This window comes from Pseudomonas sp. R1-15 (assembly GCF_051132085.1).
Lineage (GTDB): Bacteria > Pseudomonadota > Gammaproteobacteria > Pseudomonadales > Pseudomonadaceae > Aquipseudomonas.
Window position 1 is genome coordinate 3,463,390 of the sequence record NZ_CP071660.1, and the last position, 9,466, is coordinate 3,472,855.

A 9,466-nucleotide genomic window follows, 5' to 3' on the forward strand; every position below is an offset into this window, starting at 1 on the left:
AGCCCTTCCAACGAAGGCACCCGGCGTTCACATACGGAGGCGTTTGTGGAGCCAACCGAAAGCCCGGTCTCGATCGGGCTTTTTTACGCCTGTCTTTACCCGCCAGCACTCTCCCCTGCGCCCCACGGCAAACGGCAGTCGAGCAGAGTGCTGACGAATAAACGCCCCCCCAAGAGGCACTGTCATGCATCCATCCATTCAACAGCGAGTCGACGGGGTTGCGGCCCTTCACGTTCGCTCAACCGTCGCCACCGCCGCGTTCTACGCCTTGATCGGAAAGGAGCCACCCGTGCAGAAGATCCGCTACCAGGTCGTCACCAAGGGCGAGAGCGCATACCACATCGTCGAGCTGGCAACGAACAAGGTGCGGGGCTTCCGCTTCAGCTACAAGGCAGCGGTCAACTTCGCGCAGCAGCTCGAGTCGCGCGCCGACGGCATCAAGGTCACGCTCTCGGGTGACCGGCAATGATCGGCGAGCCAATGCCCAACCCGCGGGACGCAATCATTCAGGACCTGAACCAGAAGCTGGACCAGTTCTTCGGTGCCGGGAACAAAGTCGAGCTGATCGACAGCGGTGTCAGCGGGGACTGTGGTGGCCCGATCAAGAGCGCCCGCAGCGAGAAGCTGCGGGAAGCTCGCGACAAAGATGCGCCGCGGTTGCAGGCCCTGGCCAAGGCCGGCAAAACCCTCGGCGAGGCGGCCAAGGAAATTGCCATGGACCTGAAACGCGCAAAGCTGATCGCTCGCGAGAACGGGATTAAATTCCCTGGGCCGCAACGAGGCGAATCAGCAACCCTATTCCATACATCGAAGTCAACTAAAACGAGTTAATAGGTAGTCGATTGCATCGCGGACGCCCGTCTTGTGGTCTGGCCCCACCCACGTATAGGGCTTATTTTCGAGAACGCCAGTTTTGGCTTTTTCGGCGATATCTACCAGGTCCACACCGGCTTCCTTTGCTTCACATAACAACGCAACGATTGCCTGTTCTAAAACGATTTCACGATCATTAGCCATTTACATCTCCTTGATCCGGCTCCATGCCGGTCACCCGTAATACCCCAACCCCAACCAAATTGCCACCACAGGTCACGGAGGGCGGCGCCTGAAAGACGTTCACTTCTCGTGGCGGTAATCGATCCAATAACGCCAGGCGCGCTGGGCGATATCACACAACTCGTGTTGTGCGCCCGCCTTGTCTGTGTAAATCCAGCAGGGCAATTGGTTGAGTCCTGCCTCATCACCTGCTGTCCGGTTTCTAGCACCGAATGACTGAGGCTGCGTCTTTGGATGTTTCACATCATTGGTCAGTTGTCGGCACACGTCGAGAGCCGTCCCTGCGTCAATATCCGAGGCCTTTACCATGCTGATAACGTGGCCCGGGCTATTTGCGCCGCGTAACTTTGCCGCTTTATCGGTCATGTGGTTCAAAAAAAAGATCGCCGTCACCAGCCTTCGGTAGATGAGCATAAACCTTCCGATGTCGACTTGGATGTCGGCTTGATACTCGAACCAAAATTCCTCAAAAGCGGGGCCGGCAAGCTCCTTGAAATACCCGCGCAGATCGCTGAGCTCAATCGTACCCACCATCTGTCTCCTTGATCCGGCCTCATGCCGGGCCATCAACCAATAGCCCACAAACTCGAATCACGCCAACCGGCGAGGATCCCCTATGTCCGCACAACAGAAGAAACACCCCTTCGATTTCAAAACTCAATACGGACTCGGCTTCAATCCTCAGGACGATGAGATCGTTGTCGACTTCTTCTGCGGTGGCGGCGGCGCCGGTACCGGGCTGGAGATGGGCTTGGGTCGTACAGTGAACGTCGCGAAGAACCACAGCCCGCAGGCGATCAGCATGCACACGGTGAATCACCCGGGAGCGGTGCACTTCACCACGGATGTTTTCGACGGTGACCCAGACACCGAGTGTGGCGGCAAGGCCGTGGGCTGGTTCCACATGTCGCCGGACTGCACACATCACAGCCAGGCCGCCGGCGGCCAGCCGCGCAAGCGTGAGATCCGCAACCTGTCGTGGATCGGCCTCAAGTGGGGCGGCAAAAAGAAGCCTCGCGTCATCAGCCTTGAGAACGTGAAGCAGATCCTTCAGTGGGGGCCGCTGATTGCCAAGCGCTGCAAGACCACTGGCCGAGTCGTGAAACTGGGCGGCGATATCGCCGAGCCTGGCGAAGTCGTGCCGGTCCACCAGCAGTTCCTGGTGCCAGACCCGAAGCGTCGCGGGCAGACATGGGCCGTGTTTGTCGCCGAGTTGAAGCGCCTGGGCTATGCCGTCGAGTGGCGAGTGATTAAGGCTTGCGACTTCGGCGCCCCGACCAGCCGGGAACGCTTGTTCATGATCGCCCGGTGCGACGGACAGCCAATCGTGTGGCCGGAGCCAACCCACGCCAAGAACCCGGTCAAAGGCCAGCTGAAGTGGAAGACCGCCGCTGACTGCATTGACTTCAGCGATCTGGGCAAAAGCATCTTCGGGCGCAAGAAGGACCTGGCCCCGGCCACCCTGCGCCGTGTTGCCAAGGGTATGAAGAAGTTCGTCATCGACAATCCGGCGCCGTTTATTGTCCCGATTGCGAACTGGTCCGGTGAACTGGCGCAATCGTCGGCGGAGCCGCTGCGCACCATCACCAGCTGGCCGCGCGGCGGTTCATTCGCCATGGCGAGCCCGGTCATTGCACCCGCCACGCATCAAGGCAGCGTCAGGGTCAACGATCCCATGGAGCCCTTGCCTACCGTGACATGCGCCAACCGTGGGGAGCTGACGCTTATCAGCCCGACGTTGATCCAATCGGGTTACGGCGAGCGCCCCGGGCAAGAGCCGCGCGTCCCCGGCCTGGGTCAGCCACTGGGAACGGTCGTAGCAGGCGGCATCAAGCATGCCCTGACGAGTTCGGTTCTGGTCGGGGCCGGCGGGCCTGAATACAGCGGAAAGCCAGCGGCGACGGATCAGCCTGTCGGCACGTTGATGACTCAGAATCACCGCGCGGTGGCCACCGCCTACATGGCGCAGATGAATGGCGGCTTCAACATCACCGACGCCAAGGGCATGGACGAGCCGCTGACCACGGTGACTAACACCGGAAGCCAGCAGCAACTGGTCACGGCCAACCTGGTGCACCTGCGCGGAAACTGTGATGCCCGGGCGGCTGAAGAGCCTCTGCGCACCATCAGTGCCGGCGGCGAACACCACGCCCTGGTCAGCGCGTTCATGGAGCGAGCCTTCGGCGCCAGCGTAGGCCAGGGCCTGGAAGAGCCCGCGCCAACCATCACGGCGGGTGGCGGCGGCAAAAGCTCGCTGGTTTCACTGACGTTGTCGCCGGAGCATGAAGCCGGCGCGCTGCGGGTAGCCGCGTTCCTGGTCAGCTACTACGGCACTGAGAACATCAGCGCCTGCGATGTACCGGCGCCGACGATCACCACCAAGGATCGCTTGGCAATGGTCACCGTGATGGTGAAGGGCACGCCGTACGTGATCGTCGACATCTGCCTGCGCATGCTGAAGCCGTCCGAGCTGTATAAGGCCCAGGGCTTCCCCGCCGACTACGTGATCAGCCACGGCGCCGACGGCAAGCCGTTCACCAAGACCCAGCAGGTGCACATGTGCGGCAACAGCGTCAGCCCGCCGCCGATGGCAGCACTCGCCCGGGCCAACGATCCGTGGCGCGCAGCAGAGCGCCAAGCCGAAGCCGCATAACTCCCCCACTCCACCGCCCGGGCATGCCCCGGCAAAGGACGCCAACCGTGATCAATCTCTTCTGGCGAATCATCGCCAAGGTACTCGCGCGCCCGGCCATCGCCGACTGGCTCATCGCCTGGGCAAAGCTCACCCCGTACCAGCACATCATGTCTGCCGACGGCGCCGAGATGTACATGGGCCGCTGGTGGCTGTTCAACCCCTACAGTCGGGAGACGCACAAGCCGGCGCTGTGGTGGTGCCCGTGGTCGTTCCGCATCCACCACATCATGCGGCCGGACGCTGACCGAGACCTGCACGATCACCCTTGGAACGCTCGGACGATCATCCTGCGCGGTTGGTACACGGAGGAGCGCCTGGAACTGGCAAGCCCCGTCGACATACTGACGCCCAGGCGCCAGTTGTTTTGGTTGCCAGACGACGAGATCCGCAAGCTGGCGACGAAAAACCGCAAGCCAGGCGACACCGCTGAACTCCGGCACGGCGAATACCACCGCATCGACCAGGTATCACCCGGCGGCGTCATCACCCTGTTCATCACCAGCAAGTGGCGCGGTGACTGGGGATTTCTCGTAAACGGCGTGAAGGTGCCATGGCGCACCTACACCGGTACCGACAACTGATTGGAGATTGCAGGATGAGAAACATCAAAACTCGCGAAGGCTTTGAGTTCTGGGACAAGCTGAACGCGCTGCCCCGCTACGCCTTCCTGCTTTCACCATCGGGCAAGTCGGTGCAAAAGTTCGAAGACCAGGCCATGGGCAACTGGATCGATGTGCACGAAGCGCAAAAGGTCGTTGACCAGGCTCAGGAGGAGATCAATCAATTCCGCGCCGAGCGTGATGCCCTGCAGCAGCGCCTGAACGCAGCGGATCAGCGGAACGACGAACTGGCGCACGACAAGGCCCGGCTGGATGCGCTGGAGTCCAATTGCTGGGACGTGCGCTTCGACAGCAGCCCCAACGGCGATGCCGGCGACAGCAGCGTCAGCATCGAGATCGTCGGGCACTGGATGGATAAGCCGTTCGAGCGCGTCATCGGCGAGAACTACAGCGAGAACCTTCGCGCCGCCATTGACCAGGCGATGACAGCTCCGGCGTATCCGCCTGCTCGTCCGGAATATCCAGAGGCAGAAGCGGCCAAGGATGAAGACTGGCGCATGCATCCGTGCAAGCAAGGTCACCGAGACGTCGGTGCGGCCGGCGGCGTTGCGCACTGCTACACCTGCGACGAGAAGATCGAAGCCGCCACCACGCAGGAAGCCTTCGAGCGCTGGAACGCCATACACCCGGCGGCGCAACCATGAAGCACGCCCTACGACGAAAGCTTGAGGCCTGGCTGATCCTGCTGGCCGCCGGGATCCTGATTGGCCGAAATGTCCATCGCGCTCCCGTGACGTCCCGCCGCGACAACAACGACATGTGGTACATGGCCGAAAAGCTCGACGCCATCGCCAAGCGCATCAGCAAGAACTACCCGTAACCCTCCCCCTTCAAAGTCAGCCGCTATAGCGGCAAGGACGACTCATGTCTCAAGTAAAGGAACGGCCGATCCTGTTCTCGGCGCCGATGGTGCGCGCCATCCTGGAAGACCGGAAGAGGGTCACACGGCGGCCGGTAAAGGGTGGACAGATCCCGACCGAGGACACTTCAGTTGCCGCCGGCGAGCGCCATCGCTGGATGGCAATTGCCCAACGCGATCCACGCTACGGTTTCGGCGTGTTCGGAGCGACCGAAGCGGAGTGCGCCAAGGAACTGGAAGAGTGCGCACTTTGCCCGTATGGCAAACCAGGCGACCGGCTGTGGGTGCGCGAGACCACCGAGGCGGATTACGCCAACGGCGCCGTGCTATCACGATACGCCGCCGACGGGGAACCAGTCCTGCACTCGGGTTGCGGAGATCCCGAGTACAACGGCTCTGTTGCCCACTGGGATTATCCGCGAAAGTCCCGCCCAAGCATCCACATGCAGCGCTGGGCAAGTCGCATCCTGCTGGAGATCACCGCCGTCCGCGTCGAGCGGTTGCAGGACATCAGCGACGAGCAGGCCAAGGCCGAGGGCATCATTCCGCACGTCAGGGGTGGCTGGCACTGGCATCCGCACAACCCAAGCGACGTCGATGACTGGCATCAGTTCGGATTCAAGACACCCGTATGGGCCTTCCACGACCTTTGGGTAGGCATCAACGGTCAAAAAAACTGGGACGCTAACCCCTGGGTCTGGGTCGTCTAGTTCAAGCGGGTGACGCCATGAGCAAAGTCAGCCTGAACGTCGAAATCCACTTCAAGAAAGACGGCCAAGAGCGCGAACCGCTGTACTTGAACCTCACGCTGAACAAGGACAGCCCGTCCGACGATCACATTGCCCAGGCCGTCTATGACGAGGTGACACAGCACCTATTCGAAAACCCGTGGGAAGCAGAGGAGCCACCGCCATGATACTCCCCTTGTTCTACGTGGCCCGGCTCATCTGTAAGGGGCCGGCTTTATCGACGTGCTCTGCTTCCGGTGCAAGTTATAGGTGGAGAACATCTGGCCTCATATCTTTTGGAACTTGGATCTCCGCAAACTGCGCTAGTAGCAAGTCGTTCATACCTTCTGGCTTAGATCTAATTTTATGCAGTTTTTTATTTACATCAATACAGATCAACTCATATTCGGAAATTTTACTTTCGTATAGATCTAGGCTACCTGCAAACAATAGCCAGCCATGCAGAGGGACACCTTGCTCAACAGGCTCATCTTTCTTATAGATCAATTTTTTCGCAAAATCAGGGATTTGGATAACCGTTCCATTAATACTAGTGAAACTCATAGATGGCACGAATTCAATACCGTAGAAACGATGAACCTCGACCCACTTATTAGCAACCTTAACCCGCAGCCTATAATCCAGTATATGCATTGCGTTTTTTCGAAGATTGTGAAGGTATGGATAAGTGAGGAAGGTAGCCATTTGACCAAGACCAATATCTGCTTGACCTCTAACCACGTTTATTATTTCACCTGTTATTTTTGGCTTGTTTGATAAGTGATCTAAAAAAACTTTAAACCAACCTGAAAACCCAAACAGGACCGCAATCCAAGGCAATATTTTAGAAGCATCCATATTTCCACCTCCATTTGTCTTCGTTGCAGCCTACACCGAACTCTCGTGTCGACACGAAAACTTTCGACTCTTACAGCCTGTCTGCTAATGGCAGGCGAGGAATTCCTATGCCTGATCAAAAATCTTTGCTGCGAGATGCGGCGATCGATGCGATATCCGATATCGCCCAGCACCTTCCGCTTGACTGCCAAATGTTCTTGGTGGTGTGCCGCCCTGGCAAGGACGACTTCGACCTGGTCCTGCCCTCGCCCGAGGCGAACCTAAACAGTGCCCTCGACGCTCTGCGCCGCCAGGGCTTAAGCATCGACGGCGACAACGCCTACAAGCGCGACCTGCTGGACGCAGTGGTCGGAGCGCTGGCCATGGGCGCGCAGAACTCCAACCCACCACCAGCCGGACACTGGGGCCAGCGCTTCTGGGATATCGGCCGCGAGGAACGCGGACTGCACGAAGAGCTGGTCGCCGCGCTGAAACTCACCCGAGAAAACCTGCGCGCCTGCCAAGCAACCATCCACTTGGCCGGCGGGTTCGATCCTGCCTACGTCGACGACGCCCAAGCAGCAATGGCGGTGGCCGACGCAGTTCTGGCCAAGGCCAGCGAATAACCCTCACCACCTTCTGCCGCCACGCGCGGCATGGAGCAGCTCATGAGCATCCAGTTTCTTTCCCACGAGGAGGTTTGCGAGCTCACCGGCGCGCGGACCAAGGCAGGGCAAATTCAAAACCTGAAGAAAAACGGCGTTCGGCACACGATCAAGGTGAACGGCTGGCCGAGCGTTACCGCCATGGCCGTGACCGCCGTTGGCATTTTTGAAGCAGAAAAACCCATATGGACACCACGTAAGGCTAGCTGACATGGGACGAAGACCGAGCAAACCGGGCTCTATTGCCCGGCTGCGCGAGCGCAAAAAGCGCAGCGGCCGGGTGTATTACTACTACGACACCGGCGGCAAGGACCGCAAAGAAATACCGCTCGGCAGCGACTACGGCCTTGCGATCATGGAGTACGCCAAGCTTGAGCGTGATCGTACCGCGACCGACCTGGTCTCGAAGGTGATCACCTTCCGCTACGTCGCCGAAAAATACATGGTCGACGTCGTTCCGACGAAAGGAAAGCTGACGCAACTGGACAATCAACGGGAGGTGAAAAACCTGCTGGCTTTTTTCGACGATCCGCCGGCGCCGCTGGAAACAATCGAGCCACTCCACGTAAGGCAGTACCTCACCTGGCGCAAGGCGGCGCCGGTCAGGGCGAACCGTGAGAAGGCGCTGCTCAGTGCGATATGGAACTTCGCTAGGGACAAAGGTTACACAGCCCTCGCCAACCCATGCGCCGGCATCAAGGGCAACAAGGAGACCGGCCGGAACACCTACGTCGAAGATGAGCTATTCAAGCGCGTCTACGAGAAAGCAGACGTCGGCCTGCGCGATGCGATGGATCTTGCCTACCTGACGAGCCAACGGGTGACCGACACCAGGCTGATGGACGAGCGGGACGTTCGAGGCGGTCAGCTGTGGGTTCTGCAGGGCAAAACGAAGGCGAAGCTTCGAATTGAAGTGACGGGGGAACTGAAGGCTTTGATAGACCGGATCATGACCCGCAAATCGGAACACAAGGTTCGATCGACGCGGTTGATCGTCACGGAGGCCGGAACACCGATGACGGTGGCCATGTTGCGGAGGCGATTTGACTTGGCCAGAGAAGCGGCCGGGGTCGCGAAATCTGAATTTCAGATGAGGGATCTACGGGCGAAAGCCGGCACGGACAAGGCCGAATCAACCGGTGATATTCTGCAGGCGAGAGATCAACTTGGGCATACGACGGTTGTGATGACCGAACAGTACATTCGCAACCGGATAGGCAAAAAGGTATCGCCCACCAAGTAATTGCGGACCATCGTCAAAATTGCGGACCAGAAACGAACAAGGGTTTACGTTAGCTTTCGCTCGCAAACCCTTGATCTTGAATGGTGCCCGAAGCCGGAATCGAACCGGCACGCCCTTACGAGCGGGGGATTTTAAGTCCCATGCGTCTACCAGTTTCGCCATTCGGGCGGTAGCGCGGTCAAGCCGTGTGGAACTGTCAAATGTGCATCTGACAGGATCCAGGCTAGTGCAACAGAGCGGGAAATATATACATCCCTCCCCTGTGAAGCAAGGTTGGCATCGGCCTTTTCAAGACAAAACCTTTCCTTGCCTGGAAATAAAAAAGCTCTGTAGATCAATAATCTACAGAGCTTTTAAAAAGTGGAGGCCGAAGTCGGAATCGAACCGGCGTAGGTGGATTTGCAATCCACTGCATAACCATTTTGCTATTCGGCCTCAAGACGCCTGATGCACTACAACCACATCAACCGCATACAAACTGTATCGGAGCCCAGCTCGCTTACAGCGCGCTATCTCCTTGAAAACATTGAAGTTTTTTACGCTCCGATGCATTCGATGGGCGCAATTATGTACTCATTTGCCCAGGCTGACAACCCCTTGATTTCAAAAAAAATTTACCTGATGGCCAGGCCAAAGCGGCTTTTCGACGGGGTAGCGCAACGAGCTGGACCCTTGTCTCCTGCTCATCGGGAAACCATCGACTTAAACGGAACAACCTCCTTCACCCTCGGTTCATTCGTTATGTCGTCCTTGAATCAGTAAA

Annotated in this window: 15 protein-coding genes and 2 tRNA genes; 12 read left to right on the forward strand and 5 right to left on the reverse strand. The window is 58.5% G+C overall.

Translation table 11 applies throughout. From position 1 onward, the window contains the following. The first annotated feature begins 184 nt into the window (after nucleotides 1-184). Together J3P97_RS15645 and J3P97_RS15650 are read left to right on the forward strand one after the other, a co-directional pair. On the forward strand, nucleotides 185-469 hold the full coding sequence (locus tag J3P97_RS15645; RefSeq protein WP_434672191.1) for a hypothetical protein: 285 nt from the start codon (nucleotides 185-187) through the stop codon (nucleotides 467-469). After that, nucleotides 466-831, forward strand: coding sequence for a hypothetical protein (locus J3P97_RS15650; protein ID WP_434672192.1), 366 nt, complete (start codon nucleotides 466-468; stop codon nucleotides 829-831). Before J3P97_RS15645 ends, J3P97_RS15650 begins: the two co-directional genes overlap by 4 nt. Here J3P97_RS15650 and J3P97_RS15655 read toward each other — a convergent pair. Together J3P97_RS15655 and J3P97_RS15660 are read right to left on the reverse strand one after the other, a co-directional pair. Beyond that, nucleotides 814-1,017: a hypothetical protein gene (locus J3P97_RS15655; RefSeq protein ID WP_434672193.1), complete on the reverse strand. Its 204-nt coding sequence runs from the start codon at nucleotides 1,015-1,017 to the stop codon at nucleotides 814-816. The genes J3P97_RS15650 and J3P97_RS15655 overlap by 18 nt on opposite strands. A 99-nt stretch (nucleotides 1,018-1,116) precedes the next feature. Next, entirely contained in the window at nucleotides 1,117-1,590 is a 474-nt protein-coding gene (locus J3P97_RS15660; protein ID WP_434672194.1) for a hypothetical protein, read from the reverse strand. An 82-nt stretch (nucleotides 1,591-1,672) separates the two neighbouring features. On the opposite strand from J3P97_RS15660, the gene J3P97_RS15665 reads away from it, so the two are divergent. The 6 genes from J3P97_RS15665 to J3P97_RS15690 are packed head-to-tail and all read left to right on the forward strand — an operon-like array spanning nucleotide 1,673 to nucleotide 6,146. Continuing rightward, entirely contained in the window at nucleotides 1,673-3,709 is a 2,037-nt protein-coding gene (locus tag J3P97_RS15665) for a DNA cytosine methyltransferase (RefSeq protein WP_434672195.1), read from the forward strand. Nucleotides 3,710-3,756: 47 nt separating this feature from the next. Then, on the forward strand, nucleotides 3,757-4,332 hold the full coding sequence (locus J3P97_RS15670; protein ID WP_434672196.1) for a hypothetical protein: 576 nt from the start codon (nucleotides 3,757-3,759) through the stop codon (nucleotides 4,330-4,332). Between the two features lie 14 nt (nucleotides 4,333-4,346). Beyond that, nucleotides 4,347-5,015 carry a hypothetical protein gene (locus J3P97_RS15675; RefSeq protein ID WP_434672197.1) on the forward strand — a complete coding sequence of 223 codons (669 nt, stop codon included), beginning with the start codon at nucleotides 4,347-4,349 and terminating at the stop codon, nucleotides 5,013-5,015. Beyond that, nucleotides 5,012-5,191 (forward strand): hypothetical protein, encoded by a 180-nt coding sequence (locus tag J3P97_RS15680; RefSeq protein ID WP_434672198.1) that lies wholly within the window; start codon nucleotides 5,012-5,014, stop codon nucleotides 5,189-5,191. Before J3P97_RS15675 ends, J3P97_RS15680 begins: the two co-directional genes overlap by 4 nt. A gap of 44 nt (nucleotides 5,192-5,235) precedes the next feature. Beyond that, a complete protein-coding gene (locus J3P97_RS15685) occupies nucleotides 5,236-5,940 on the forward strand; it encodes a hypothetical protein (protein WP_434672199.1) in 705 nt (234 codons plus the stop codon). 17 nt (nucleotides 5,941-5,957) lie between these two features. Further along, nucleotides 5,958-6,146 carry a hypothetical protein gene (locus J3P97_RS15690; RefSeq protein WP_434672200.1) on the forward strand — a complete coding sequence of 63 codons (189 nt, stop codon included), beginning with the start codon at nucleotides 5,958-5,960 and terminating at the stop codon, nucleotides 6,144-6,146. Between the two features lie 76 nt (nucleotides 6,147-6,222). Here J3P97_RS15690 and J3P97_RS15695 read toward each other — a convergent pair whose 3' ends face one another. Next, nucleotides 6,223-6,816 carry a hypothetical protein gene (locus J3P97_RS15695; protein ID WP_434672201.1) on the reverse strand — a complete coding sequence of 198 codons (594 nt, stop codon included), beginning with the start codon at nucleotides 6,814-6,816 and terminating at the stop codon, nucleotides 6,223-6,225. Nucleotides 6,817-6,923: 107 nt separating this feature from the next. Here J3P97_RS15695 and J3P97_RS15700 point away from each other — a divergent pair, with 107 nt between their 5' ends. The 3 genes from J3P97_RS15700 to J3P97_RS15710 are packed head-to-tail and all read left to right on the forward strand — an operon-like array spanning nucleotide 6,924 to nucleotide 8,703. Then, the gene (locus tag J3P97_RS15700) at nucleotides 6,924-7,421 is read left to right on the forward strand and encodes a hypothetical protein (RefSeq protein WP_434672202.1); all 498 of its coding nucleotides are present in this window, start codon (nucleotides 6,924-6,926) and stop codon (nucleotides 7,419-7,421) included. 42 nt (nucleotides 7,422-7,463) lie between these two features. Continuing rightward, nucleotides 7,464-7,670, forward strand: a complete 207-nt coding sequence (locus J3P97_RS15705; RefSeq protein ID WP_434672203.1) for a DUF4224 domain-containing protein — start codon at nucleotides 7,464-7,466, stop codon at nucleotides 7,668-7,670. Nucleotide 7,671: 1 nt separating this feature from the next. Further along, nucleotides 7,672-8,703 (forward strand): tyrosine-type recombinase/integrase, encoded by a 1,032-nt coding sequence (locus J3P97_RS15710; RefSeq protein ID WP_434672204.1) that lies wholly within the window; start codon nucleotides 7,672-7,674, stop codon nucleotides 8,701-8,703. 81 nt (nucleotides 8,704-8,784) lie between these two features. Here J3P97_RS15710 and J3P97_RS15715 read toward each other — a convergent pair. After that, nucleotides 8,785-8,871, reverse strand: a tRNA-Leu gene (locus J3P97_RS15715). A 193-nt stretch (nucleotides 8,872-9,064) separates the two neighbouring features. Next, nucleotides 9,065-9,138: transfer RNA gene (locus J3P97_RS15720), tRNA-Cys, on the reverse strand. A 12-nt stretch (nucleotides 9,139-9,150) separates the two neighbouring features. Here J3P97_RS15720 and J3P97_RS15725 point away from each other — a divergent pair. Continuing rightward, nucleotides 9,151-9,465 (forward strand): hypothetical protein, encoded by a 315-nt coding sequence (locus J3P97_RS15725; protein WP_434672205.1) that lies wholly within the window; start codon nucleotides 9,151-9,153, stop codon nucleotides 9,463-9,465. Nucleotide 9,466: the final 1 nt, after the last annotated feature.

Coding starts and splice junctions, on each gene's coding strand:
- J3P97_RS15700 (WP_434672202.1), top strand. CDS start 6,924: ATGCCTGATCAAAAATCTTTGCTGCGAGATGCGGCGATCGATGCGATA.
- J3P97_RS15645 (WP_434672191.1), top strand. CDS start 185: ATGCATCCATCCATTCAACAGCGAGTCGACGGGGTTGCGGCCCTTCAC.
- J3P97_RS15725 (WP_434672205.1), top strand. CDS start 9,151: ATGCACTACAACCACATCAACCGCATACAAACTGTATCGGAGCCCAGC.
- J3P97_RS15695 (WP_434672201.1), bottom strand. CDS start 6,816: ATGGATGCTTCTAAAATATTGCCTTGGATTGCGGTCCTGTTTGGGTTT.
- J3P97_RS15710 (WP_434672204.1), top strand. CDS start 7,672: ATGGGACGAAGACCGAGCAAACCGGGCTCTATTGCCCGGCTGCGCGAG.
- J3P97_RS15660 (WP_434672194.1), bottom strand. CDS start 1,590: ATGGTGGGTACGATTGAGCTCAGCGATCTGCGCGGGTATTTCAAGGAG.
- J3P97_RS15685 (WP_434672199.1), top strand. CDS start 5,236: ATGTCTCAAGTAAAGGAACGGCCGATCCTGTTCTCGGCGCCGATGGTG.
- J3P97_RS15680 (WP_434672198.1), top strand. CDS start 5,012: ATGAAGCACGCCCTACGACGAAAGCTTGAGGCCTGGCTGATCCTGCTG.
- J3P97_RS15650 (WP_434672192.1), top strand. CDS start 466: ATGATCGGCGAGCCAATGCCCAACCCGCGGGACGCAATCATTCAGGAC.
- J3P97_RS15690 (WP_434672200.1), top strand. CDS start 5,958: ATGAGCAAAGTCAGCCTGAACGTCGAAATCCACTTCAAGAAAGACGGC.
- J3P97_RS15655 (WP_434672193.1), bottom strand. CDS start 1,017: ATGGCTAATGATCGTGAAATCGTTTTAGAACAGGCAATCGTTGCGTTG.
- J3P97_RS15675 (WP_434672197.1), top strand. CDS start 4,347: ATGAGAAACATCAAAACTCGCGAAGGCTTTGAGTTCTGGGACAAGCTG.
- J3P97_RS15665 (WP_434672195.1), top strand. CDS start 1,673: ATGTCCGCACAACAGAAGAAACACCCCTTCGATTTCAAAACTCAATAC.
- J3P97_RS15705 (WP_434672203.1), top strand. CDS start 7,464: ATGAGCATCCAGTTTCTTTCCCACGAGGAGGTTTGCGAGCTCACCGGC.